The organism is Dictyobacter vulcani, assembly GCF_008974265.1.
Lineage (GTDB): Bacteria > Chloroflexota > Ktedonobacteria > Ktedonobacterales > Ktedonobacteraceae > Dictyobacter > Dictyobacter vulcani.
On sequence record NZ_BKZW01000001.1, the window covers coordinates 2,131,338 to 2,156,227 of the forward strand.

Below are 24,890 nucleotides of genomic sequence, written 5' to 3' on the forward strand. Positions count from 1 at the left end.
GTTTCGGTGCTAATTGCGATTTTTGTTTTTGTTTTTTTGTGAAACATTATAGAAAGAACATACAAGCACACCTTTAATGACCTGGAATAAAGCGTAAATCGTTACCAGGGTCCACGTAACCGTGGGCCTTCCGTGGTTAATCGTGGGCCTGCCGTGGGCCTGCCGTGGACCGTCTGAGCTCGAATTACCCCCTGTAAAATTTTTAGTTTGATGATTAAGCATCCTAAAGTGGTTAATCACGATGATCGACCACGAAATGGAAAGGAACGAGATCATGGCGCAGCATATTCGTACTTTAATGGTTTCAGATTTTAGGAAAGGCTTAATGATAGGTAGTCAGGCTGTGCAAGCTGTGGATCAGGAATTTATTGAGGAGGTGAAACACAACCCCTGGAACTTTGTTGAATCAATCTTTGACTTGAATGATCCCAACTTATCAGAGGAACAGCGTGCTGGCTATATAGTGGGTTATCTTACAGAGGTCTTCACACACACACCAATAAAAAGCCTGATGTGAGCCACCACACCAGGCTTAGCGAGCAAACCATTTAACTTGTCTTACAGGTACTTGGTACTCCCTTTAAGGATATGTAGGAGGGAGCCAGGTGTCAAGTTCAGGGAAAGGAACAAGGCATGCAAACTATCTCTTCTACGCACATGATCGATGTTCAAGATCAGTTGTCTATTAGTCCAGAACATGCATCATCGCCATTCTTCATGGAAGGGTATAGCAGTGGCCGCTCCTCGGCTGAAATGGATCGGTATGAAGGTCACGCATTAAAAACAGTACAGGAGATATGGGCCTTTCTTGAAGGTGAGCTATCTCCCAGTCGCGTCACGCAGGAAGCATGCGCATCGCACCATGGGGTACTTTCGATATTGTCCTTAGAACATAGGATAGGTTTTGTCGCTGGGTACTTAACCGAAACCGTGCAACCCCTACAACAGAATCCCCCCAGCTGCTATGCCCCCGTTCCGTTGGTTTGGACGGTTGGCCTTTAGATATGTAAGTGGCTTTTTCCTCTGTCTGGTCAGATGGATTCGGAACAATCGTAACGGTTCGCGGCAGCTGGCCAGGTGTTACGATTGTTGTTGTTTTTTCCATGGCAATCATAACGAATTTGATTGGCCAACCAGGTGTTACGATTGCTAAAAGAAGACGTTCATAAGGAGCACGCCGCGGCGTGTTTTTTAGGATTGAAAACGATTGGTGTGGTGAGCACACACACATCGTTTTCCTTCTAAAAAAACCGTGCGATAGCACGCGCCTATTCTTCTAAAAAAGCCCACAGTATAAAAAAACGCAGGTTTGCAGGTTTCACAGGTTGCTATCCCCCAAAAGAAGTAAAAAGAGAAGGTAAAACCCTATAAAGTCGCCTGGGAAGGGCAGGGAGCACACATTTGCTCGTTTTTCTCATGTCCAGATCGAGCCAAAACAAACCTGCAAACCTGCAAACCTGCAAACCATCAAAGCATATCATCAAGAGCAATCGTAACGCCTGGCCAGGAACTGCAGCGCGTGACGATTGGCATTTCATCGGGGGGGAAAGTATGTCACTCGATCCATGTTGTCTCTACTGCGGTATACCAATACCACAAGCTCCAGGGCACAGAGCACGACAATACTGCACCGACGCCCATAGAAAAGCTGCCTCCAGAACCAGGCATTCAAAGGCACACGTTACCACGCTTCAGCAACAATGGAAAATGTTTCCCGAAGAAGTAAGAGAGAAGCTGGAAACCATTCAAAAACGCTACGGCCTGGAAGCTGCACAACTGGCAACCGATGCCATAAAAGAGTGTTTCATTGATTTGAGCCAGGCGGTACGTATCTCACAACACGTGCGCTTTCCTTCAAATCGTGACGCCTAAGAGGTGTCACGATTTGAAGCAATCGTGACCACATTTGAGCTCACCCCCCTGTCACGATTGATGGTAACCTGCAAAACACAACTATATAAACCCGCCTGTAGAGCGGTTCGCAGGAATGCAGGTTTGCAGGTTTGTTTTCCCTCGTTCCGGACATAAAAAAAGCAGTTCCACCATCATGTTTTTTTCCTTTTGAGAGGGATACGGAACAAAAATCCAATCATCACAGCGGGCGGGAGGCTGTCAAGGCGGGTAGCTCGTAGGGTGCCTTGACAGCCTCCAGACTGATGTGATATCTCACATCGTTCCGTATCCCATCTCAAAGAAGAAAAGCGCTCACAATCTCTTCTGAGAGGCATATGAATAAGGCGCGGCCAAGTGCTCCATTTACAGGCGGCAATCACCGCCAAAAGTGATAGGGCACGGGCTAGTAACACGTGCCCCTCAATGTACATAAGAAAAGCTACTCAAGAGTCTTCTCAAGAGGCTTTATAGCCATTTTCAAAAAATCGTTAATTGCGTTTAATCGTAGACATAATGGAGGTGCTTTATGGTTCGCCGTAAAAAGGTTTCGACTGCTAAACCATTACTTTTGAGTGTGGCCGATGTTGCTATTCAGCTCGGTGTATGCCGCACTACCGTCTATAAGTACATCTATTCTGAGGGCTTACCCTCTATTCTTGTCTGTGGCGTTCGTCGTATTCATCCAGACTCATTACAGGGCTGGTTAAAGCGGATGGAAATAACGACAATCTAATTTGTTGGCTTTTACCCTGGCATCTTTTATGTTTGATGCCAGGGCTTTTTTTATGGAGTTGCATTATGGCTCGACAAAGAAAAAAAAGTGTTCGGGGTGGTGGTTCAGTTTTCCAACGTAAAGACGGCCGTTGGGAAGCAAAATTTAAGGTAGAAGAAACAGGTAAATATAAGTCTCTGTATGCTAGCACCGAAAAAGGAGCATACAAGCTTCTTGAAGAGGCAAAGCTGCAGCAAAGACAGGGAACGCTAGCCACTGGGCCAGATCATACCCTTAAGGATTTTTTAGTCTACTGGTTAGAAGATGTAGAAAAACCTACTGTGGAGGTGAGCACCTATATAGGTAACCGTATCGTTATTCATAAGCACCTGGTGCCAGGGCTAGGACACATCAAGCTTCAAAAATTGACGGCTCGCCAACTACAATCTTTCTATGCACTCAGATTAAAAGAAGGCATGGCTGCTAGCCGTGTGGTGCGATTAAATTCTGTGCTTCATAAAGCACTTAACCACGCCAGGCGCTTAAAACTTGTGGGAGTCAATGTGTCTGAAGATGTAGAATTACCTCGCCCAGTAAAGTATAAAGGCCAGGTGCTAGATGCCCAGCAGGCAAAAATTTTGCTGCAGGTAGCATCCGAGCGTGACTTAGAAGCACTGCTTGCACTGGCAGTTGTAGCAGCAATGAGGCAAGGCGAAATATTAGGGCTACACTGGTCAAATGTTGATTTCACTAAGGGGCAGCTGCACATTGTTGGATCAATGAATTATTACAGTGGTTATGGGTTTGTGGAGGGAAAAGGGAAAACGCAGAACAGCATACGTGTCATAAAGTTACCTTCATTCCTATTGGATCTTCTGAAAAAGCATCGTACTCGCCAGCTTGAAAAGAAATTGAGTGCAGGTTCTACCTGGATAGATCGAGACCTTGTTTTTTGTGGGGCAAATGGTGACTTTATAAGACGCACTACACTACTTTATCACATGAAAAAGTTGCTCAAGGATGCAGAATTACCAGACATCAGATTTCATGATCTGCGCCATAGTGCAGCAACAATACTTATAGCAATGGGTGTACCAGCAAATGTAGTGAAAGAACTCTTGGGCCACGCAGATATCCGTACGACATTAGGAACATACGGACACGTTTTACCTTCTATGGCTCAGGATGCTACCGACAAGATGGATGGTTTATACGGAGAATAAAACGCGATTTAGTGTCAAATCTGGTGTCATTAAGGGCAAAGTAAGATAAATCATAGGCGTAGATAAGCCTGTCAGGCTCGTCTACGCCTAATTTATTTCTAGTACACATTGCTCAATAATTGAGTATAGCATAAACAACGTACCGACGAACAGTGGCACGTCTCCCAGCGCATCGGCCGCTGACCGTTGCTTACGTTGAACGTATTGGCGCTTGTCGCTGCCGGTACTAGGCCAGATCGCGTGAGAGGCTTTCTCGTGCCTGCTGGATGTGCTGCTGCACGGCCTGGATATGTACAGGAAGATGTAAGGCTTGAAAGCCACGCAGGGCGGCTTCGTAGCAGGTCAACGCCTGGTGGAGATTATGCTGCCGTTCACCAAGGGCAAACTCGGCATAAGCCTGTCCCAGAAAGTACTTATTCTGGGTCCATTCGGTTAAGGCGCTTTCGTAGGTCTGAATCTGCAAGGCTTCTTCAAAGCAGGCAATGGCGCGTTCCAGTTGATCTTGTCGCTCACCACCCGCGAGCTTCCAATAGGCCTGGCCCAGATTCCCCTGTGTGGCTGCCCACTCGTCCTGCATATTCTCGCGGGCATAGACCAGCAAGGCCGCTCGATAGCAGGAGATCGCTTGCTGTAGATGTGCCTCAGAGGCATCTGCATGCACATCTTTGTAGGCATTGCCGAGATTGCTCTGCGTCCTGGCCCACTCGTAGGGTGTATCCTTACGGTTATAGACCTGTAAGGCCGATTCAAAGGAAATAATGGCCTTCTGGAGATTGGCCTGTTGCTCGGCTTGATTTTCAGGCTGGACAAGCATATAGACGTGGCCCAGATTATAATGCACGTTGGCCCAGGCTAAGGGATGCTGCGCGAAGGTATAAATATCCAGCACCGCTTCAAAACAGATGATGGCCTGGCGCAACTGAGCCTGCTCATCACCTTCTGGCATATCCAGATAGGTCAGGCCCAGCATATTGATGGTTTTGGCCCATTCCGCGGGATACTCATCGTGGGTATAAACTTCTAGCGCCGCGCGAAAACAGACAACGGCCTGCTCTAAGCGGGACTGCTCATCACCACTCGACATCAAGTTATAGGTGATCCCAAGGTTTGTATAGATAGATGCCCAGTCCAGGGGCATGTGCTCACGGGTGTAGACCTCAAGGGCAGCCTGATAACAATCCACAGCATGTTGCAAGCTGCTTTCACTCTCATCACCTGGCATATTGCGATAGGCGTTGCCCATACTCTGCATTGTGTTGGCCCACAGGTCCGGATGAATCTCATAGGTATTGACCTGCAGGACTGCCTGATAATGCAGGATGGAGCGCTCCAGATTCGTCTGTCGCTCTCCTCCCGGTAGGAAGGCATAGACATTGGCCAGACTGTATTGGGCCATCGCCCATTCTTCAGGTGTCGTTTCACAGGTATACACGCGCAGGGCAGCCTCATAGCAGGCCATAGCCTTGCGCAGTGTGGCATAACGATCATCAGTTGGGAGCAAACAATAGAGATTACCCAGATTATACTGCGTCTGAGCCCACGGCTCGGGGAAATCCTCAAGGGTATAGACCTCTAAACAGGCTTGCAGGCAAGCCAATGCTTTAAAGAGGACAGGCCGTTGATTGCTGCCAATGAGTTGAAGATACGTGAGGGCTAACTCGTATTGGGATTGAGCCCAGTCCGCAGCATAATCCTCGCGAGTGAAGACCTCCAGCGAAGCATGAAAAGCCGCCAGGGACTTATTCAAGTATTGCTGACGACCATTTCCCATCGTCAAATAACGGTATGTGATTCCCAGTTGCTGCTGGGCTCGGGCCCATTCAGTTGGTGTTGTCTGCAATGAATAGAGATTAAGAGCCTTTTGAAAACAGGCAATGGCCTGCTCCAGATTGGCTTGCTGATCTCCGGTAGAAGTATTACGATAGGTCATGCCCAATGTGTACTGGGCATCAGCGGCTGTACGCCACTCATTGTCGTCTTTCATTCCGAAATAACATCCTGCATGTGACGAAAGGGAGGGACCCCTCCAGGTGCGCGTTATGTGCATAAAACTAAAAACTTCTCATATGGATTGTATGTTGTGCCTTGCTGCTTGTCAACCGTGGCGGCTGCATACAGCGGAGCTTAGTTCTGAAAGAGGGTGGCCAACGCTTTGACTCGAGGTTCCTGGCCCCAGATGGCCAGCATGTGCTCATACAACGCATATACCTCACTGAAGACCAGATCGCTATGGATGGTCTGGGCCGCACGGACAGCGGCTTCGAGATATATGCAACACTGGATCATATTGCCCAGCACTAATGAGGTATAGGCCCGATACTTAAGAAACTCAGCGCGCATGCGTTCCGAAGGTACAGGTTTAAGCTCATCAATCTGCGAGAACGCTTCCCAGGCCAGTCTGGGTTGTCCTAATCTGAGAAAGACCAGACCTTGATAAAGATATAACATCGAGTAATCGCAGTGCGCATAGGACATACACGCATCATCCTCGGGCTTCTCAGGAAAGACCGCGATCGCCAGTTTCAAAAACTGTAATGCCTCGGTCTCGCGGCCCATAGTCGCCTGGATCTCGGCCAGGCCGGCAAAAATCCAGCTATGGAGGGCAGGAGAGATCAGATCATTATTCGTATTGATACAGCGCAGTGCTTCATTAAAGGCATTGAGGGCCGAACCAATCCGTTTGTGAGCCGAGTAGATACTGGCCAGGCGAATCTGGGCCGCCACATAGATATTCCAATCTTTCGCTAACTGACTATAGACCAGGGCCTGGGTACCATTGGCCTGTGCTGAAATAAAATCGCCATGTTGTAGATCCAGTAACGCGATTAACTGATAGACCTGCGACATCAGGCTCGCCGCCACCTTTTGCTCGGGTCCTGGTGTCAGGGTCGGCTTGAGTAAACGCGGGATATAGGTTGGTACCAGACTCTCCAACTCGCGTTGTCCACCCGCTATATACCATTGCCAGCACGAAATAATGCCCAGCGACCACGTAGGAAGCGCAGCAGCAAGCTCCTGTTCGGTCGCAATGCTCTCATCATCCCCTTCAAGTTGATCTTCGTTCTGCCCAAATGTAGTGGATGTTGCCTCCATAAGTTGGACAGGCTCCATGCGGGCCGCAAAGCCTAATTCAGCCGGGGACATCCCAAAGATTCGACATAAAGCATGCAATGAAGAATGACGCGGCATCTGCACGCCCGCTTCCCAACGAATATAGGTATGACGCCTAACTCCAACCTGTCTGCTCACAAACTCAGGAGTCCAGCGCTTCTGCATACGCGCAGATTTCAACATACCATTCTCTTTGTCCATAGTTCCCTCAACCACACCTGATTAGTTATCTTTTTTACGAACCTATTTCTTCTATACACCAGGCAGCAAATTGGTCGGTTATATGTACTCTATTATAGTCAAAAGCATGCAGTAGAAAAGTGTGCATGAATACCGCTCCCTCACGGCCAGCAAAGCCGCACGAACAGGTAAATGTGAATGCTACCTGGCTCACATAAGGTCCTATTTAAGTGACGCCATAAAGCACTGATTACAAAAAAATCAGGTACTACAGTAACCTTTTCCTACCAGTCTTACCCGCTAGTACCAGAGCAGACAGTCTCATAGATGTTGTGCTTGATTGTCTGTTTGCACATTTTCTATCATTTCAGGTTAAGAAATCAAAGAAAAAAAAACCAAAGAACTCCTCCTTCATAACCAGATCATTACCAGAAACAGCCAGTCTTACAGGCATTATAAGAACAGCATTGATTGTACTCAAATCGCGTTTGAACGCAATCAATAGTATCTATATCTTTTCACTAAGTGAACCAGTACAACATCAATCATTTTATAGTTTTTTATGCATCGCCAAAGGGGATGGTCGTATGAAGGGTACACAATTCTGTAATACATTTTTTCGACGGTGCGGTCTGCTTATGGTCATGTTCTTCCTGGTTGGACTCTACGCCATAGGAAGTGGGGCTACGCCCAGAGCATTCGCAGATGCGAATACGTCATATGTACGTGTCATTCATGCCTCGCCATATGTAGGGACCGCAGATGTTTTTGTGGATGGAAAATTATTCTTAAACAGCTTTCAATTTGCAGCCATTACAGATTATGCAGCCTTGCCGGCGGGCAATCACAAAGTACAAATTTCACTTGTAGGCAAAGGCATTAACGCCTCCGCACTAACGAAAACCCTGGCGGTACAACCTGGAAACGCGTATACAGTTGCAGCAGTCGGGGATAAACCTGATGCGCTGAATCTTCAGGTATTTGTGGATAATAATCAGGTGGCCAGCCAGCAGGCCAAAGTACGTATCTACCATCTGATCCCTGATGCCAGCAAAGTGGATGTCGCGATTGGTGAAGATGCCAAAATCTCCGATATGACCTATGAGGATGGTAGTCCCTATACCACGGTCGATAGCGGACCCTGTACATTTACGCTGACAGTACCATTTGTCAATGTTAAACTCTCAATACCAAAGACCCTGGAACCAAACACGGTTACCAGTATCTTTGCCGTTGGAATGCTGGACGGCAATCCAAAAGCCCAGCTTATCACAGCAACGACAAAAGGCATTCCCGGCCTACCCCAAACGGGAAGTGATCCTGTCGCAGCCGATTTTGCCACGCCAACCCCAGCACCAGCGCTCTGGCTGGTGGTTCTGCTCCTGCTGTCCCTGATTGGATCTGGAGTGGTACGGTATTCCCGGCATAAAGCATAAGTTTAATTTCTGGGTAGGTTGAATGTTCCCACACCATCCTCCACGAAAACGCAGCGGGGGGATATCGTAGAGGATGGTGGAGTATAGATCAATGCTACCAACAAAAAAGTTGAGAGTGAAAAAAGTAAGCCTGGGGCGTTGAATAATTGGGATCCATAGCAGCAGCAAACAATACTCAGGATGGTAGTTTTTACCCGTTTGGTGTAGAATATACTTCTAAGCTAGAGAGAACATGTATATACATGTGAATAAAATTTATTCAATTGTTTTGCACATGAGAGGTGCTGTGTGCTACAAGAACCACTGACGTTGCCAGTAGGTACGACCATTCAAGATAGCGAGGGCGAACGCTACGTCATAGAAGATTTGCTCGGGCAAGGGGGCTTTAGTGCAGTTTATCTCGTACGAGAACGACGCTCCAAACAAAATTATTATGCTCTTAAAGAAATTATTGATCCTGATGACCAGGAGCGTGAGCAGTTAACCTTTGAAGCAGGCTTGTTACGCCGCCTCGCCCATCGCTCACTTCCTAATGTGTACCAGGTCTTTGAAGATACAGAGCTGAACCGTATATACATGCTCATGGATTATGTGCAGGGTAGAGATTTAGAGCAACTGCGCCGTGATCAACCTGAAAAACGTTTCTCCCTGGCCCTGACACTGACCTTACTTACGCCAATCGTGGATGCATTAACCTATCTACATGCGCAAAAAACGCCGATTATCCATCGGGATATTAAACCATCGAATATCATCGTTCCAATGGGAAAAGGTGAGGCTGTACTGGTAGATTTTGGTCTGGCCAAAGAATATGTTGAGGATAAGACAACCAGTGTCTTTCGCTTTGGGACCCCGGGCTACGCCGCTCCTGAGCAATATGGACAGGGGACCAATATTCGCACCGATATTTATGCTCTGGGTGCGACCATCTATACTTTATTAACGGGTAAAGTACCTACGGATGCCCTGACACGTACCATGGGACAACCAAAGACTGATCCTCTGGTACCCGCGCACCAGATCTGTGACGCGGTCTCTGGCAACGTCTCCACAGTCATCGAGAAAGCGATGAGCTTAAAGGTCGAGGATCGCTTTGAGAATGTTGAAGAATTCTGGCAAGCTTTAAGTATTTCCCTGGTGCAACCAGAGACAGGCCCCATCAGTGAAAAGCCAACCCTGAAACAGCCTGTCGTCCTTTCACAGGAAGATCTAGAGGTGCTCGCCAGCAGCCATCAACCAACCGATAGCAAAAAAAATCCATCCCAATCGCGTCCACAAAGTAGTAAAAAGATTCGTCGAGCCTATGTGTATGTGGACCATAAAGTCCGCGTGCGCCAGAGGATCCTGTTCGGTCTGCTGGCTTTGATTCTGGTTGGCGTGGGTGTGGATATTTTGTTAGCCAGCACCGTCTGGCGCCAGCAGACACCGTCCCCCGCTACCAACACCACACATCCATCTCAAGGCTATCCCGGCGACGGCCATCCACCAGATGGTTACCCCGGCGACGGCCATCCACCAGATGGCCCTCCGCCCGATGGGCAACCACCAGACGGCAATCATAATGGTCCATGCGATCCCGAGTATGCGGCCCCTCCTGGTGTGATCAAAGATAGTGTTGTCCTTGTCTCATGCTATCAGGGAACCATGCATCATATCGGACTGAACCTGGGCAGCCAGAATTTCCAATTTTTCGCTGTGCACCAGTCCCCCCAGGGTTCCATCTATGGTCAGTTTCAAGCTGCTGGCCAGTCTGGTCCATTTACCGGGACCATAAGTAAAGCAGGTAAGTTAAATATTACTGTAAAATTAACCTCCGGCGAGTTTATCGATTTTTCTGGTCATACGGGCAATGCTGGCTATCTGGCCGGTTCGGAATTCAGTGTCTATAATGCGACACAGACTGTTACGGAGGATTATGGAGACTGGACAGCTTCGGTAGGAACGAACATAAAACCGTAAGACGCAAAATTTTTTTTTCTGGTTAGTCCTATCTGTGCCAGATGCATTGGTATGGGCGAACCTCACAAAAGACTTACGGCAACGGGATAAAGCGGCAAAGCTAACAAATAACGGTGATCCGGACAGAATACAGCCAAAATTGTCTTGACATCAGGTGAGCTACTGATGTATTATCCACAAGTGGAGGCCATAGTCTCCTATCCGTAAGTAACAAGGGCGATTGCTGAAACTGGTAGACAGGGCAGACTTAGGATCTGTTGGTGATAAACCGTGAGAGTTCGAGTCTCTCATCGCCCACTTACTAGATGTATTATAATAATGACCAATGCAGTTAAGCGGGAGTGGCTCAGTGGTAGAGCACTTCCTTGCCAAGGAAGATGTCGCGGGTTCGAATCCCGTCTCCCGCTCCAACTTATCTAAGACGGGGGGTGCCCTTACGGAAGCCCTCTATGGTAAGCGCACAAGCAACCTGCATCAGACGTAGATCACAACACGTTTGTAACGTATACAGATAGTTGGTTGATGCGGTTATGCAAGCTTCTGCTGTGGGGTGGTCTATGGATGTGATTTCCCCTTTGCGCTTCCCGCAGTCTAGTATCAATAACGCTATTCCTTTTTTCAACTCAGTGCCGTGCTTTAACCTATGGACGGCATTTCTAAGATCAAAGCGAAGAGCGACTGTGCATACAGTTATATCGACTGTGCATACAGTTATAATAAACACAGTCAAGTGACACAAATACAGCAAAGAATAACCCATTGGAGGAAATGTGAAGGTCTCTGTAGAAAAGTTGCCAACAAGTGAGGCCGTCCTAAATGTAGATGTGACATGGGACGAGATGCAAAAGGCTTCAGACAAGGCATATCGTAAATTAGTGAAGCAATTTGACATACATGGCTTCCGACCTGGTAAAGCACCACGCACAGTATTGGAACGCCGCGTAGGTAAAGAATATATCTATCAAGAGGGTCTTGATGACCTGATCTCAGAGGCCTACCGTAACGCTCTGAAAGAAAATGATCTGACCCCGATTAGCCAGCCCAAGTTGGATGCACCCGTCTTCGAGATGGGCCAGGATTACCACTTCAGCCTGACAGTTCCGGTGATTACACCCGTTGAGCTGGCAGACTATAAGTCGATGCATTTTGACCGTGAAGAGGTCACTGTATCGTCTGAAGAGGTTGAGGAGGAGCTGGCAGGCTTCCAGAATCGCACGGCCGATTGGGAAACTGTTGAGCGTCCAGTTGAGTACGATGATCGCATTAAAGCTGATCTCAAACTCACCTCTGGCGAGCAGCAGATTTCGGATCTTAAAGAGAATACCTTCGAAATCACCAAAGAGCGTCATGGCCTGTTCAGTGGCATGGACGAGCATATCATCGGCATGAAGACTGGTGAGAGCAAATCCTTCACCGCCACGATCCCTGAGGACTACACCAACGAAAAGCTGGCTGGGAAAGAAGCCAACTATGACGTAACGGTGGTCTCGGTCGAGAGCAAACAGGTTCCCGCTTTAGATGATGACTTTGCCAAAAAGGTAAGCGACGACCAGTTCGATAATATGGAAGACCTGCGTAAAGCGATCAGCGACAACATCCTTGAGCGCAAGAAACGTTCGTCAACTGAAGAGTTGCGTGATAAAGCCATCAAGGAAGTTATTGAAAAATCCACGTTTGTCATCCATCCAGCATTGATTGATGAAGAAGTTGCTGAAATGGAGCACCAGTTTGGACATATGCTCGAACAGCAACATATCAACATGAATCAGTACCTGGGCATGGTGAAGAAGACACAAGAAGAGTATCGTGAGGAATTGCGTCCTGAGGCCGAAGAGCGTGTCAAACGTCAGCTCGTCCTGGAGCAAATTGCCAGCGAAGAGCAGATTACGGTTGAGCCCGGCGAGATTGAAGCTCTCTTCAATGCATATGAGCAGATTGGTCAGCCTCTTCCAAAAACTGAAGATCAGATCCGCTCTCTTATGCTGAGCTATCGCCGTGAGAAAACCCTTACACGCTTACTTGAGTTGACAACTGATCCCGATCCCGATGCGGAGAGTGAGGAAGCTGCAGAAGAAGATGCAGCTATAGCAAACGCTGAGGCGGCAGTACTCGCCAGCGAAACCGAGGCAACTGATGACAGTGCCGAGGAATCCGCAGCAGCAACAACTCTATCTGGCGACCAAAAAACTGAGACAGTAGAGTAGCAATGCAACCATTTGGTGCTGTGTTGTACATGCAGGAAAGGTGACAGACGTGGCAAACTCAAAGAATATGCGTACGACATACCGTTGCTCTTTTTGTGGCAAAAGCCAGGACCAGGTTCAGCGCTTAATCGCTGGCCCTGGTGGCGTTTATATCTGCGATGAGTGTATTGACCTCTGTCGAGAAATCATTGAAGAAGAACAAGCCACAGTTGCCAAGCCTCGCCTCCAGACAGGCAAGCTACCCACACCGAAGAAGATCTACGAACAACTCAGTCAGTATGTGATAGGCCAGGAACGAGCCAAGAAGGCGTTATCGGTAGCGGTGTATAACCACTACAAACGTGTTGGCGTCGGAATGCAGGTAGATGATGTTGAGCTTGGCAAGAGTAATATCTTGATGATTGGTCCGACCGGTAGCGGTAAGACCCTCCTCGCTCAGACACTTGCCAAAGTTCTGGATGTGCCCTTCTGTATCGCAGATGCAACGGCCCTGACCGAAGCTGGCTATGTTGGTGAGGATGTTGAAAACATTCTCTTACGTTTGATCCAAACGGCTGATTTTGATGTAGCTCGTGCGGAACGCGGTATCGTATATATCGACGAAATCGACAAGATTTCTCGTAAATCCGATAATCCTTCGATTACGCGCGATGTCTCTGGCGAAGGCGTGCAACAGGCCCTCTTGAAAATTATTGAGGGGACCGTGGCGAACGTTCCACCACAAGGTGGTCGCAAACATCCACATCAAGATTTCATTCAAATCAATACAGCTAATATTCTCTTCATTTGTGGCGGTGCATTTGAGGGCCTGGACAAAATTGTTGAGCAACGTCTCGGCAGTAACAAGTCGATGGGCTTCCGCAATGCCGGCAAGGACGAAAAAGAAAAAGAGACGGCAAACAAAGAAAAAGAAAGCCATGAAACTATCCTTACGCAACTCATCCCTGATGATCTGCTCAAGTATGGTTTGATTCCAGAGTTTGTCGGACGCCTACCAGTCGAGGTTGCACTTGATAGCCTGGACAAAGAGGCGCTCATTCGCATTTTGACCGAGCCGAAAAACGCTATTGTCAAACAATATCAAAAGTTTTTACAGCTTGACCGGGTCGAACTGGTCTTTAGCACCGATGCACTTGAGGCAGCCGCCGAATGTGCCTTGCGGCAAAAGACTGGTGCACGTGGCCTGCGTACAATTATTGAGGATGTCCTCTTAGATATTATGTATGAGATACCTTCTCGTGCCGATGTCAAAAAAGTTATGATTAACGGGGACGTGATAAACCTCCATAATAAGCCGCTACTGGTGACGCGCGGTGAACGAAATACAACGTATTCTGAAGATGAGTCTGCTTAATGCAGACTCATCTGTTTTTCCTGCATATTGTTGTGTAAATCTCTGTGGTTGATCAGTTAGAAGATAGGTGGAAACCAATGAGTGAGCAAGAACGCCTGGAAGTGATAGAAGAGTCGCAAAATAATTATCCTCTTGTGGCGTTAAAAAGCATCGTTGCGTTTCCTCACAATCGTCAGGCGCTCCCCATCGCTCGTGAGAAGACCATACGTGCTATTGAAGAAGCCATGATGCAGCCAGAACATATTCTGGTGGCTGCTACCCAACGCAGTATCGAGATTGATGATCCTCAGCCAAAGGATATCTATCCTGCCGGGACGCTGATTGAGGTTGTGACGATGCATCGTCAGCAAGATGGTAGCCTGCAGGTACTGATCCGCGGTATTAGCCGCGTCACTATTGATGAGTATCTGGATCATGAGCCATTTATTCGTGTCAAAGTAACCGAACAAACAGAACCTGTACAGACAGGACCTCAGGCCGACGCGCTAGTTCGGCATACCACCAGTCTGTTTGAACGCTATGCACAGTTAAACAGGCGCTTTTCGGTTGAAGATATTAATTCAATCGTGGCCCTCAAAACCCCACACATACTCTCTGATACCCTGGCCGCCCATCTGGTCACAGATATGAGCCAGCAACAGGATCTCCTGGAGACGCTTGATCCGATGGAGCGCCTGGAGAAGATTTGTGTGATTATGGGCAATGAGATTGAAATTCTGGAGCTTGAGACCACTATCCGCAGTCGGGTCCGTTCGCAGGTTGATCGTTCACAAAAAGAATTTTATCTGCGCGAGCAGTTGCGGGCAATCCAGGAAGAACTGGGAATGGAAGCGTCGTCCGAGGCGGACGAGTTACGCACCAAGTTAAATAGCAAGCAACTACCACCAGAAGTCGCGACCCGGGTCCGCAAAGAGATCGACCGGTTGGAGCGCACGCCTTCGCAGTCTGCCGAACTTACCGTGATCCGCTCCTACATCGATTGGATGCTGGCCCTCCCCTGGAACGAACGTAGCACTGAAGATTTCAACATCGAGAATGCCCGCGATGTCCTTGATGAGGATCATTACGGACTGGAAGGTATCAAAGAGCGTATCCTGGAGTTTCTGGCGGTGCGCCAGTTACGGATTCAGGCCGCCAATCGCAATGGCAATGCCAAAAACATGAGCCAGGGTCAGATCCTCTGCCTGATTGGACCTCCCGGCGTCGGTAAAACGTCGTTGGGACAATCGATTGCCAAAGCGCTCAATCGCAAATTTGCGCGTATCTCACTGGGCGGTGTTCACGATGAAGCTGAGATTCGTGGTCATCGTCGCACTTACGTAGGCGCGTTACCCGGCCGTATCATCCAGAGTATGAAGACGGTCGGCGTCAGTAATCCAGTCTTCCTGCTCGACGAGATCGACAAGCTCTCGGCTGAGTCCCGGGGAGATCCTGCGGCCGCCCTGCTTGAGGTACTGGATCCACAACAAAATGGTTCTTTTACCGATCACTATCTTGAGCTGCCCTTCGATCTCTCGGAAGTATTCTTCATTTGTACCGGCAACATCAAGTATCAGATTCCACGCCCACTGGCGGACCGCATGGATATCATTGATCTGCCTGGCTATATGCTGGAGGAAAAGGTCAATATCGGCATGCGGCATCTCATGCCAAAGGTGCTGCAGGAACATGGATTGGTAGCCGAGCAGTTAAAGGTGCCACAGACGGTGATGCAGAAGATTGTCACCGAATATACCCGTGAAGCCGGCGTACGTAATCTGGAGCGCCAGCTGGCCCATATCTGCCGCAAGGTTGCTCGCCGCGTGCTTGAAAAACCCAAAACCCATATCCGCCTGACCAGCCATAGTGTGGAGCAATATCTTGGTGCGCCACGCTATACCAATGCACCACCGCTGATGCGTACGCAGATCGGAGCAGCAATGGGACTGGCGTGGACGGAGATGGGCGGTATTCTCTTACCGGTTGAGGTTGTGACGATGGTGGGTAAGGGTGAATTACTCGTTACGGGACAGCTGGGTGATGTGATGCGCGAATCGGTTATGGCGGCACTTTCCTACATCCGTACCAGGGCCGACGAGTTTCATATCGACTCAAGCTTCCAGGATAATACTGATCTGCATATCCATCTACCAGAAAATGCGATTCCTAAAGATGGTCCTTCAGCTGGTATCACGATCGCGACCGCCCTCGTGTCGGCTCTGACACATCGACAAGTCCGCACCGATCTGGCGATGACGGGTGAAGTAACCCTGCTCGGCAGCGTCCTGGCTATTGGTGGCTTGAAAGAAAAAGTGCTGGCCGCCCAACAGGCAAATATCCACAATTTGATTATTCCTGCTGCCAACCAGAAAGATCTACAAGAGATACCAGCCAAGATCCGCCAGCAGATCCATTTTATTCCGGTTGAAAACATGGATCAGGTGATCGAGGCTGCCCTGCTAGCCGCGCCTGCAGAAGAAACGCAGAGTAATGAGCCGCTCTCACTCCATCCTGAAGAGCAGTCCGTCGCCCGACCAGAAAATTTACGGCGTACCGGAATGCCCACCCAGGAAGAAACAGAAGATAATTCCGACCGACCAGAATCCTCTGGCTTTATCATGCCATCCACCGATCAATCAGCACCAAACTTTTATTCTTCCGCACATACCAAACCTGATGATAAAAACATTGGATAAATCCCATCCTTGTTCGTTATAATAGGTAGGAAAAGTTAAAAATACGAAGAGGCATTTTTCACTTGCCTCTTCGTTGCGCTATTCTCTTATCCAGCAACGCATGTTTTTATTATCAGGACTTACATTTTTTATCTATCCCAGAGTTCCCTGTACTGAAAAATATCATTATAGACCACCGCCTTTCTAGTATTCTGTCAGACTACATCGAAAAGGTTTCGCCCGCTACGCGGGCGAGAGGGGAGGAGAGCCAGGGCACAGCCCTGGAACCCAGTCAGGGGATTGCATCCCCTGCACCCCTGCTTTTCGCATGAACGTTGACAGAGTACTAGCAATGAAAATTCAGGTACAAAAGATTCACCTGGCAAGCGTTTATTGGGTTGAGAAAATTGGATACACACGTATCCATGGCGCGGAGCACAAAATCGTACAAAGAGAGGTTGGCATCATGAGTTATCAAGATCCAAATCAACCATCCGAGCAGTATCCAGGATCGGGCCAGTACGGCGGTTACAATCCCAATAATCCCCAGCAGCCACAACCAACTGATCCCTACAGCGGTCAGCAATATGGTCAGCCATCACAGCCACCTTATGGTCAGCAACAGCCTGGGTATGGCCAGCCATCACAGCCTGGTTACGGCCAGCAACAGCCACCATACGGCCAGCAACCATATGGCCAACAGCAGCAGCCACCTTATGGTCAGCAGAATCCATACACCAACAACATGCCTGGCCGTGAAGGTTCGACAATGAACATTGATCCAAATCTGGCAAGCGGTCTGAGCTACCTCTTCTGGTGGGTCAGTGGACTGATCTTTTTCATGATGGAGAAAAAGAATCGCATGGTTCGCTTCCACGCAATGCAGTCAATCATGCTTACTGGTGCCTGGACAGTGGTATGGGTTGTGCTAAGGGTTGGTATGTCGCTTCCAGCCATTGGTCTGGCATTTGGTTGCCTCAGCATTCTGGCTGGAATAGGCTTCTTTGTAGTCTGGCTCATTTGTATGATCAATGCCTTCCAGGGTAAATACTTTAAATTGCCATACATTGGTGAATATGCGGAAAAATACGCGAACCAGACCAATACTTTCTAAGACCTGTGACTCACTCAAAAAAGTCCGACCAGTTAGCTGGCCGGGCTTTTTTGTACTGGCAGCACTGGCCGTTGCGACCCGTGCGTGTCCGAGTAAGCGAAGAGACATTCGGGGTTCGGACGATGATAATTTTGGGCATAAAAAAACACCCGTGTGGGCGGGTGAAACGGCGATGTCCTATTTTCCCACGCAGTTGCCCACGCAGTATCATTGGGGCAGAAGAGCTTAACTTCCGTGTTCGGGATGGGAACGGGTGTGCCTTCTTCGCTAAAATCACCGGTTCACCTGCACATACAGGCGCTTTGTTTCAACAGAGATAATATTACCATAAGCTGAGTCAGAAGTCAAGCTTTTTTGGGAGACTGAAAAATATTCGTCTGAAAAGCCGTGTTCTCGACTGCTATCCGCAAAAACACGGCTTTTTGAACTACTTCATGACAGGATTTGGTTAATGATGATGATGCCCATGTGCTTGCTCGTGTGAATGCTGATGGACTTCCCGGGATAGTCCATAGGTTTCTCCGAGACAGACACGCAGGCAATTGGGCCAGATGACGCGCTTTTTGCCAAAGCCATAACCGACGCGTTCAATGGCAATGGCGGGCATTTCAAAGCGGGCCAGCGTAGCGAGAATAGCTGCGCCAGTGGGAGTAACAAACTCACCTTCTAGCTGCGTGGGGACCCAGGGAGCTTTGACGGCACTCAAGATCTCAAGGGTGGCTGGTGCTGGCACAGGCATCAGGCCATGCGCCATACGCAGGTGTCCACGCGTTAATGGCAAGGGCGAAGCATAGAGCTGCGTGATCCCTAAGGTTTCAATGGCCAGGACATTGCCGACGATATCAACAATCGAATCGACTGCTCCCACCTCATGAAAATGGATCTCTTCCAGGCTTACTCCATGTACCGCCGCCTCGGCTTCTCCCAGGGTACGAAAAATGGCCGTAGCGGTCTTCTGTACCCAGGGTGAAAGCTGAGAATTAGCCAGCAGGTCTGCAATCGCGGTAAAACCACGTGTAGGCTGCGTTTGATCTGACAGCACTACCTCAAAACGCGATCCGGTAATCCCTTGATCACTATATGGCGTCAAGGTAAGCTCATAGCCCTCTACGGGCAATGCCCGCAAGTCTTCACGCAACTTCTCGAATGAGAGTCCTGCATCCAGGAACGCTCCCAGCAACATATCACCACTGACGCCAGAGTGGCAATCCAGATAAGCTATCTTTTGAGACATTATAAGCCTGTCTTTCTCCATAAAAATATCGTCGTGCTCTCTCTAGATTATGCTGCAATGGCCTTGAGATGCAAGCGTAAAGGGAAATGGCTCGGAGGCGAACGGGGCGCTGCGACCCGCGCTGCCGCTACGGGACGTTACGCGAGGTGAAATGGTACATTCCATTCTTTAAGCCAGCTTCTTGAGTTGTGGTCACGGACACGGATAGAGGCGCGGTCAGCATAAATCTGGAAAGAGAAACTGGGAATGACATCGGGGTCGTCTGGTCGATAATTTACTGTCTGGTGATCATCACTCAGCACGGGTCCTTTATGATAGCCTGTATACCAGGGCGACATCAGATTTATAAAGGTCGTAGGGTGATCGCCGAGCTGCTCGGTAACGACGAGGTTGGGAGCTTCCCAGCCGGAATGGGTGTGGCCACTGATGAAGAGGCAAGCATTTTTACGGCGGGCCAGAATCGCACGTACCTCGGCCGAGTTCTCGGGCGCGAAAAAGTGCTCAAGCGAATTGTAGTCCCGTTTCACTCCCTCTCCTCTATCCCGGACAGTATTGTAAAGTGGACAATGCAGAAAAACGATAGCTGGACGATCTTGATATTGGCCCAGGGTATCATCTAAAAAGGTCAATGTTTCCTGTGAAATATAGACGCGTTGGGAATCTTCCAATGTGCGCGGATTGGGATAGTCCAGCATGATGCAAATAGCCCCCTCGATTTCCCAGGAGTAGCGTAGCGGCTTGCCCCAGGTCGCGGTAAAAGTTTCGGCCGTATGGGTGGGATCTTCGCCGTCAGCGGCGTGGTATTCGTGATTGCCAACGCCAGGATACAAAGGGATATCGTCCAACTGGGCCAGCAGGGCTGTTCTGGCAAGCTCGTAATTTTCAGGTGCGCATGTTTCGATCAGGTCGCCTGGCGAGACACAAAAGGCTGGCTGTCCTTCTTCCTGCCAGAGAGCCTGGAGATCATCAAAGAGCGATGATAGGCGCAGGGTATGGCATTCATGCCAGGCTGTAATGGCGCGATAATGCAGGTCTCCGATGCCCCAGAAAGAAAAGATAGGGGAAGCAGAATTACTGTTGTTCTGTTGTGACATAAGCGTAACCCGCCGCAAGCCGCTGTGGTTTGAACCCAGGCGGATAGGCGGGTTTCTCGTGGGCTTTAGCCCTCGCTTGTTGCAATATCGTCTTTTCTCCTGTATACTGCAACAATGGAAAAGACGAGTACATTGCAGTATCAGCGTGACGAGCACCGCGTCCATCTTATTGTGTATCATCTCATCTGGTGTCCTCGTCGTCGCAAAGCCATTCTTACGGGTCCCATCAAAGAACGGTGTCAACAGATACTCGAAGAGAAATGTCTGGAAAAAGGGTGGAGTATTCTCACCCTGGCGATTCAACCTGACCATATTCATCTTTTTATCCGCGTCTGGCCTTCTGAAAGTGCCGCTGATGTGGTGAAAGAACTTAAGGGCATCACGTCCTTTCATTTACGAAGGGAGTTCGCCCCTATCATGAAGAAAATGCCTTCGACCTGGACCCGTTCCTATTTTGCCAGCACGGCTGGTGCAGTGAGTGCTGAGACCATTCAACACTATATCAATGCGCAAAAAGGAATCTAGCGGGGAGGAAGGGAGGGAGTCATCGCATGGCAAAGGCAACGAAAACCATCACACAAGCAATGCAGTATCCATCCCGGTATGCTGCCTGGTTTACGACTACCCAGGCATTGTTCAACACAGTGGCTTCCTTCTACTTTGAGGTCATCACAGCTCATGAGCAGGTGCTGTTGCTTTCCTCACACAAAGCCTTGCATGCCCTTGAGACATTGACCCATGCGACGGAAGAAAACCCCGATCCGGTGATGCCGCTCGATGCCATTGCTCCTCAGGTTCCTGCCCTCTTTCGCCGTGCCGCTATTCACGCGGCTCTTGGCTCCGCCCATGCCTTTGAGACGAGCTTGCAGAAGTGGCGTGCGCGCAAAGAGAAAGCGGCCCTCAAAAAGAAGCGTTTCACCGAGCACCCACCGGTTCCCCCGCGGACCTGGAATCGGTCGCCGACGTTCTACAAGGGCCAGTGGAAAGGGCGCACTGCGTCCTCCATTCTTCTCAAGCTCTGGACAGGGGCGAGGTGGATCTGGGTCAACGTTCGGCTCTTGAGCCGTGACCTGCCCAATGGCTATGAGCCCGGGAGTCCGTCGCTGGTTCGCCATGGCTCACATTGGCGGTTGCATACCCCGGTCGAAAAGACCTTCACCAGTCCGGGGAAGGTGGCTGTGCAACTGGCTCATGCCCAGACACGCATCTGTGCCATTGATCTCAATCTCGACCATCATCTGGCGGTCTGTACCATCCAAACAGCCGACGGCTCGACCGTTGCCACCACCTTTCTCAGTGGCGGCAAACGCGTAAATGGCCGTAGGAAGTGGCTGCTTGGTCGGATCGCCCGCAACCGTCGTAAGACGGGTATCCTGGCCGAGAACCAACACGATAACGTGGCATTATGGGAGAAAATCCGTCATGTGGATGAGCAGGTGGCACACCTGATCAGTGCGCGCATTGTGCACTTTGCTCGTCAGCATCAGGCGAGTGTGCTGGTATTTGAACATCTGGGCAAGCTGAAACCCCAAAAAGGCCGCTACAGTCGCCGAGGGAACAGCAAACGAGCCTTCTGGATGAAGGGGCGTATATTCACCAATGCCAAATATAAAGCGTGGAACGAGGGCATGATCACGAGTCGGGTGAACCCGCGCAACACGAGCCGCGAATGCGCCCGTTGTCATGGCCTGATTGTGCGCTACCATGCCAAGCAGGGGCCCGAGCCAGCAGGCTACACCCCTGGGGCACCATTGGCCTGGTGTCCTGCGTGTGGCATGAAGGGCCATGCCGATCGCAATGCGAGCCTGGTCATTGGTCAGCGCTTGCGTACACGTGCTCACCATCAGGAAAAGCCTCGCGCTCCTCTCCTGGGTACAGGAGAGAGGGATGAGAAATCATCAGGTGTTGTCCGTTCCCAAGACGCCAACAGCAAAGGTGGCCCATCGCGCCGCCGAGCACGGAGGCACGGAACGGGCAAGGGGCATGGCACCGCCCATGAGGATCACGCCAGGATGGTGGCGCCCTCAGCTATTCCTCGCCCATTACCTCTGTTCAGTGAGTCATAGCAACGCTATCTATCTCGAACAGTGGCGTACGCAGGAGTGGAAGAAGCCGCCGCCCCTTCAGGGCGTGCGGAGTGTCACATAGTAAACATTCCTTCTTACTGAAAAAAAACGGGAATCAAACACTACCTTATGTTAACAGTACAGGAAAACATAGAAAAAAACCTGCTATTCAAAAAATGAGTAGCAGGCTATAGGATATAGACCATATATTTTGTTGAATGAATTTAGAACTCACTGCTGCTTTTAGCACGGGTATAGCGATCATTCAATTCAGTTTTTGTGCGTGAATACAGCTCACGACCCTGAACCAGGGCTTCCTGAGCACGAGCGCGAATCTCGTCATTGAAAGCAGTTGAGCGTAATTGAACACCTTGCTCATTCAACTGGGCACGTGTTGCCTCTCCGGACTGTGGAGCAACCAGCAGACCAGCTGCAACGCCTAAGCTAAAACCAAGGAGCATACCGACAAAAAATTTCATAGCTCGATTCCTTTCTCTTTCATAACTTAAGTATAGCAAATAAGCGAAGGCCTGACAGCCACATTCGCTCTTAAGTACTATATTTGGATAGAGTGTGCAAATTTTAAAATCTAGTGGAGATTATAGACTGACGACACAATCAAATACCCTTGCTATGCCCCACATCCCCTCAACTAACAGGTGGATTATTGCTGGCCAGGATGATCTAATAACTCTTCTACTTTATCGAGTAAAGCAGTTAGCTCGAAAGGTTTGCGCAACAGGTGCACATCATTATAGAAATCAGGCTGGCTCTCAATTGATCTGGATACCTCTTCGGCCTCAAGGACCGCAGCAGTATACACAATTACAGGAACATCGGCCGTGGTGGTATCGCTCTTGATCTGTTTCAGCACGTCTTGCCCGGACATATCGCCCAGTTTCAGGTCGAGAATCAACAAATCAGGTAGCATGCTTTTTACGGTCGTAAAAGCATCCTTGCCTTCTTGCAGGATTGAAACCTGGTACTGTTCATCCTCTAATACACGACGCATCAGATGAAGTAGTTCGTTTCTGTCATCGACAACAAGTATGCGTTTTGTCACATCCAATCAGTGCCATATTCCGTGCAATTGCCCGGTAGCACTGCCTCCTGTTATTACTGTTACCGTATGCAGAATTACCCGTCTGGCCAGAGTTCTGCAACAACGTTTTTGCTTGATACTGCCAGTAGTGTATCACGATACAGGTCATGAAAACAAGGGTAGTAGTAGAGTTTACCCAGACCGAATACAAATGTATCCGAGTTCTGTATATAGTACGCTCCAGCAAATCTACATGTGTACAGATTAAAAAAAAACTACGCTGGTACTTTGTTGTGCTCTTGTCACAATCACCAATCAGCCTATCTGGTACAGGCATATTGGAAAGCCAGCGTAGTGTTTATGGTGAGCGTGGTGGGGCTCGAACCCACGGCAACCCGATTAAAAGTCGGATACTCTACCACTGAGTTACACGCTCATCAACATTTGACGTTGCTTATTATAGTGCATATATTAAATCAATGCAAGAGGATTTGGGACCAAATTTGCCTTTTTTTAGCAATTGCTGAAAAATTCATTGCCGCGGGACTGCTTCCCGGGCTCGTGGAAAGAGGTTATTTATGGTCCTACAACTCAGCTACCTTGTTTCCAGTGATCAATCGTCGTATACATAGATCAGTTATTTTCTACGCTATTCAGCCCTATTCAAAAGGAGAAATGCCAGTTATGGCTATCGAAAATTCGCAGACCACCACACCACATCCTTTCGCGTATTTAAAGGGAGAGCAATTTATTTTGTTAAAAACGTTTCGCAAATCCGGTGAAGCGCTGGCTACACCGGTCTGGTTTGTAGAGGACCAGGGAAAACTGTATATTACGACCGTCCAGAACATTGGCAAAGTCAAACGCATTCGCAACAATGGGCGCGTCTTGCTGGCTCCCTGTAATCGGAGCGGCGCTGTCCATGGTACCGAAATAGAGGCACGGGGAAGAGAGTTACCTGCTGCAGAACAACCAGCCGCTCAGAAACTCCTGGCCCTCAAATATGGCTTCTTGTTTAAAGTCATCGCCTTCATCAGCAAGCTACGCAAAACGCAACAAACGATCATTGAAATCCAACCCATGCAGAGCCAGGCATAAAACAGCTATCTGGAAAGCTGCCCTCGCGACTGACCGCGCTTCGTTTTCCTGCCGCCTATGGCAGCAGGAAAACGAATTTTTGCCGCCCAAAAAAATTCCCGGTAAAATGTATTGACAGAACTATTGGCCCGTGCTATTATAAACCACGTCGAAACGAACCGCTTGTATGTGCAGGCGAACCGGTGATTTTAGCGAAGAAGGCACACCCGTTCCCATCCCGAACACGGAAGTTAAGCTCTTCTGCCCCAATGATACTGCGTGGGCAACTGCGTGGGAAAATAGGACATCGCCGTTTCACCTGCCCACACGGGTGGATCAATCGCGGGAGTGGCTCAGTGGTAGAGCACTTCCTTGCCAAGGAAGATGTCGCGGGTTCGAATCCCGTCTCCCGCTCCAGACACCATCAATACAGATGGTGTCTTTTTTTGCGTTCTTTTCCAATATGTTCGTGTTTGATTCCCATGAAATTCGTGATCCACCTGGCGTTATTTTCGCGCCTTTGGCGCTCCAAGGTTT

General features: G+C 49.1%; 19 protein-coding genes, 4 tRNA genes and 2 rRNA genes. 17 read left to right on the forward strand and 8 right to left on the reverse strand.

Annotated features, from left to right (window positions below; genetic code table 11):
• Positions 1 to 274 precede the first annotated feature (274 nt).
• The 4 genes from KDW_RS08970 to KDW_RS08980 all read left to right on the forward strand — a co-directional run bounded on the left by KDW_RS08970 (position 275) and on the right by KDW_RS08980 (position 3,828).
• Entirely contained in the window at positions 275 to 517 is a 243-nt protein-coding gene (locus KDW_RS08970; RefSeq protein ID WP_151755648.1) for a hypothetical protein, read from the forward strand.
• A 1,190-nt stretch (positions 518 to 1,707) separates the two neighbouring features.
• Complete coding sequence (locus tag KDW_RS31605) at positions 1,708 to 1,872, forward strand: hypothetical protein (RefSeq protein ID WP_162005067.1); 165 nt, start codon at positions 1,708 to 1,710, stop codon at positions 1,870 to 1,872.
• A gap of 547 nt (positions 1,873 to 2,419) precedes the next feature.
• The gene (locus KDW_RS08975) at positions 2,420 to 2,626 is read left to right on the forward strand and encodes a helix-turn-helix domain-containing protein (RefSeq protein ID WP_151755649.1); all 207 of its coding nucleotides are present in this window, start codon (positions 2,420 to 2,422) and stop codon (positions 2,624 to 2,626) included.
• A gap of 65 nt (positions 2,627 to 2,691) precedes the next feature.
• A complete protein-coding gene (locus tag KDW_RS08980; RefSeq protein ID WP_162005068.1) occupies positions 2,692 to 3,828 on the forward strand; it encodes a tyrosine-type recombinase/integrase in 1,137 nt (378 codons plus the stop codon).
• A 226-nt stretch (positions 3,829 to 4,054) separates the two neighbouring features.
• Here KDW_RS08980 and KDW_RS08985 read toward each other — a convergent pair whose 3' ends face one another.
• Positions 4,055 to 5,812: a tetratricopeptide repeat protein gene (locus tag KDW_RS08985; protein ID WP_162005069.1), complete on the reverse strand. Its 1,758-nt coding sequence runs from the start codon at positions 5,810 to 5,812 to the stop codon at positions 4,055 to 4,057.
• Positions 5,813 to 5,952: 140 nt separating this feature from the next.
• On the reverse strand, positions 5,953 to 7,122 hold the full coding sequence (locus KDW_RS08990; protein WP_162005070.1) for a helix-turn-helix domain-containing protein: 1,170 nt from the start codon (positions 7,120 to 7,122) through the stop codon (positions 5,953 to 5,955).
• A 584-nt stretch (positions 7,123 to 7,706) separates the two neighbouring features.
• On the opposite strand from KDW_RS08990, the gene KDW_RS08995 reads away from it, so the two are divergent.
• From KDW_RS08995 to KDW_RS32750, 8 genes are all read left to right on the forward strand, one after another.
• The gene (locus KDW_RS08995; protein WP_151755653.1) at positions 7,707 to 8,555 is read left to right on the forward strand and encodes a DUF4397 domain-containing protein; all 849 of its coding nucleotides are present in this window, start codon (positions 7,707 to 7,709) and stop codon (positions 8,553 to 8,555) included.
• A gap of 288 nt (positions 8,556 to 8,843) precedes the next feature.
• Positions 8,844 to 10,514: a serine/threonine protein kinase gene (locus KDW_RS09000; protein ID WP_151755654.1), complete on the forward strand. Its 1,671-nt coding sequence runs from the start codon at positions 8,844 to 8,846 to the stop codon at positions 10,512 to 10,514.
• Positions 10,515 to 10,728: 214 nt separating this feature from the next.
• Positions 10,729 to 10,811: transfer RNA gene (locus KDW_RS09005), tRNA-Leu, on the forward strand.
• A 38-nt stretch (positions 10,812 to 10,849) separates the two neighbouring features.
• Positions 10,850 to 10,924: transfer RNA gene (locus tag KDW_RS09010), tRNA-Gly, on the forward strand.
• A gap of 360 nt (positions 10,925 to 11,284) precedes the next feature.
• Positions 11,285 to 12,718 (forward strand): trigger factor, encoded by a 1,434-nt coding sequence (gene tig, locus KDW_RS09015; protein WP_162005071.1) that lies wholly within the window; start codon positions 11,285 to 11,287, stop codon positions 12,716 to 12,718.
• A gap of 49 nt (positions 12,719 to 12,767) precedes the next feature.
• Positions 12,768 to 14,072 (forward strand): ATP-dependent Clp protease ATP-binding subunit ClpX, encoded by a 1,305-nt coding sequence (gene clpX, locus KDW_RS09020; protein WP_269822436.1) that lies wholly within the window; start codon positions 12,768 to 12,770, stop codon positions 14,070 to 14,072.
• 77 nt (positions 14,073 to 14,149) lie between these two features.
• Positions 14,150 to 16,747 carry an endopeptidase La gene (lon, locus tag KDW_RS09025; RefSeq protein WP_151755656.1) on the forward strand — a complete coding sequence of 866 codons (2,598 nt, stop codon included), beginning with the start codon at positions 14,150 to 14,152 and terminating at the stop codon, positions 16,745 to 16,747.
• 445 nt (positions 16,748 to 17,192) lie between these two features.
• Positions 17,193 to 17,840: a DUF4870 domain-containing protein gene (locus tag KDW_RS32750; protein ID WP_198925227.1), complete on the forward strand. Its 648-nt coding sequence runs from the start codon at positions 17,193 to 17,195 to the stop codon at positions 17,838 to 17,840.
• A gap of 164 nt (positions 17,841 to 18,004) precedes the next feature.
• On the opposite strand, the gene rrf (KDW_RS09035) is transcribed toward KDW_RS32750, so the two are convergent.
• The 3 genes from rrf (KDW_RS09035) to KDW_RS09045 all read right to left on the reverse strand — a co-directional run bounded on the left by rrf (KDW_RS09035) (position 18,005) and on the right by KDW_RS09045 (position 20,168).
• Positions 18,005 to 18,121, reverse strand: a 5S ribosomal RNA gene (gene rrf, locus KDW_RS09035).
• A gap of 167 nt (positions 18,122 to 18,288) precedes the next feature.
• Complete coding sequence (larC, locus tag KDW_RS09040; RefSeq protein ID WP_162005072.1) at positions 18,289 to 19,074, reverse strand: nickel pincer cofactor biosynthesis protein LarC; 786 nt, start codon at positions 19,072 to 19,074, stop codon at positions 18,289 to 18,291.
• Positions 19,075 to 19,211: 137 nt separating this feature from the next.
• Positions 19,212 to 20,168 (reverse strand): metallophosphoesterase family protein, encoded by a 957-nt coding sequence (locus tag KDW_RS09045; protein WP_162005073.1) that lies wholly within the window; start codon positions 20,166 to 20,168, stop codon positions 19,212 to 19,214.
• A 114-nt stretch (positions 20,169 to 20,282) separates the two neighbouring features.
• Here KDW_RS09045 and tnpA point away from each other — a divergent pair, with 114 nt between their 5' ends.
• Together tnpA and KDW_RS09055 are read left to right on the forward strand one after the other, a co-directional pair.
• A complete protein-coding gene (gene tnpA, locus KDW_RS09050; RefSeq protein ID WP_151755659.1) occupies positions 20,283 to 20,693 on the forward strand; it encodes an IS200/IS605 family transposase in 411 nt (136 codons plus the stop codon).
• Positions 20,694 to 20,719: 26 nt separating this feature from the next.
• Positions 20,720 to 22,234 (forward strand): zinc ribbon domain-containing protein, encoded by a 1,515-nt coding sequence (locus KDW_RS09055; protein WP_233097658.1) that lies wholly within the window; start codon positions 20,720 to 20,722, stop codon positions 22,232 to 22,234.
• Positions 22,235 to 22,458: 224 nt separating this feature from the next.
• On the opposite strand, the gene KDW_RS09060 is transcribed toward KDW_RS09055, so the two are convergent.
• The 3 genes from KDW_RS09060 to KDW_RS09070 all read right to left on the reverse strand — a co-directional run bounded on the left by KDW_RS09060 (position 22,459) and on the right by KDW_RS09070 (position 23,712).
• Positions 22,459 to 22,713, reverse strand: coding sequence for a YtxH domain-containing protein (locus tag KDW_RS09060; protein WP_151755660.1), 255 nt, complete (start codon positions 22,711 to 22,713; stop codon positions 22,459 to 22,461).
• Positions 22,714 to 22,898: 185 nt separating this feature from the next.
• Positions 22,899 to 23,297 carry a response regulator gene (locus KDW_RS09065; RefSeq protein WP_162005074.1) on the reverse strand — a complete coding sequence of 133 codons (399 nt, stop codon included), beginning with the start codon at positions 23,295 to 23,297 and terminating at the stop codon, positions 22,899 to 22,901.
• Between the two features lie 340 nt (positions 23,298 to 23,637).
• A tRNA-Lys gene (locus tag KDW_RS09070) sits at positions 23,638 to 23,712 on the reverse strand.
• A gap of 248 nt (positions 23,713 to 23,960) precedes the next feature.
• Between KDW_RS09070 and KDW_RS09075 the strand changes: the two genes are divergently transcribed.
• The 3 genes from KDW_RS09075 (at position 23,961) to KDW_RS09085 (ending at position 24,770) form a co-directional block, all read left to right on the forward strand.
• A complete protein-coding gene (locus tag KDW_RS09075) occupies positions 23,961 to 24,374 on the forward strand; it encodes a PPOX class F420-dependent oxidoreductase (protein WP_162005075.1) in 414 nt (137 codons plus the stop codon).
• Between the two features lie 178 nt (positions 24,375 to 24,552).
• A 5S ribosomal RNA gene (rrf, locus tag KDW_RS09080) occupies positions 24,553 to 24,669 on the forward strand.
• A 26-nt stretch (positions 24,670 to 24,695) separates the two neighbouring features.
• A tRNA-Gly gene (locus KDW_RS09085) sits at positions 24,696 to 24,770 on the forward strand.
• Positions 24,771 to 24,890: the final 120 nt, after the last annotated feature.

What these genes read in the sequence shown, in the direction of transcription:
- larC (WP_162005072.1), bottom strand. Translation starts at nt 19,074, where the DNA reads ATGTCTCAAAAGATAGCTTATCTGGATTGCCACTCTGGCGTCAGTGGT.
- tnpA (WP_151755659.1), top strand. Translation starts at nt 20,283, where the DNA reads ATGGAAAAGACGAGTACATTGCAGTATCAGCGTGACGAGCACCGCGTC.
- KDW_RS08980 (WP_162005068.1), top strand. Translation starts at nt 2,692, where the DNA reads ATGGCTCGACAAAGAAAAAAAAGTGTTCGGGGTGGTGGTTCAGTTTTC.
- KDW_RS08970 (WP_151755648.1), top strand. Translation starts at nt 275, where the DNA reads ATGGCGCAGCATATTCGTACTTTAATGGTTTCAGATTTTAGGAAAGGC.
- KDW_RS08995 (WP_151755653.1), top strand. Translation starts at nt 7,707, where the DNA reads ATGAAGGGTACACAATTCTGTAATACATTTTTTCGACGGTGCGGTCTG.
- KDW_RS31605 (WP_162005067.1), top strand. Translation starts at nt 1,708, where the DNA reads ATGTTTCCCGAAGAAGTAAGAGAGAAGCTGGAAACCATTCAAAAACGC.
- KDW_RS08985 (WP_162005069.1), bottom strand. Translation starts at nt 5,812, where the DNA reads ATGAAAGACGACAATGAGTGGCGTACAGCCGCTGATGCCCAGTACACA.
- KDW_RS08990 (WP_162005070.1), bottom strand. Translation starts at nt 7,122, where the DNA reads ATGTTGAAATCTGCGCGTATGCAGAAGCGCTGGACTCCTGAGTTTGTG.
- KDW_RS08975 (WP_151755649.1), top strand. Translation starts at nt 2,420, where the DNA reads ATGGTTCGCCGTAAAAAGGTTTCGACTGCTAAACCATTACTTTTGAGT.
- KDW_RS32750 (WP_198925227.1), top strand. Translation starts at nt 17,193, where the DNA reads ATGAGTTATCAAGATCCAAATCAACCATCCGAGCAGTATCCAGGATCG.
- KDW_RS09055 (WP_233097658.1), top strand. Translation starts at nt 20,720, where the DNA reads ATGGCAAAGGCAACGAAAACCATCACACAAGCAATGCAGTATCCATCC.
- lon (WP_151755656.1), top strand. Translation starts at nt 14,150, where the DNA reads ATGAGTGAGCAAGAACGCCTGGAAGTGATAGAAGAGTCGCAAAATAAT.
- KDW_RS09075 (WP_162005075.1), top strand. Translation starts at nt 23,961, where the DNA reads ATGGCTATCGAAAATTCGCAGACCACCACACCACATCCTTTCGCGTAT.
- KDW_RS09045 (WP_162005073.1), bottom strand. Translation starts at nt 20,168, where the DNA reads ATGTCACAACAGAACAACAGTAATTCTGCTTCCCCTATCTTTTCTTTC.
- KDW_RS09060 (WP_151755660.1), bottom strand. Translation starts at nt 22,713, where the DNA reads ATGAAATTTTTTGTCGGTATGCTCCTTGGTTTTAGCTTAGGCGTTGCA.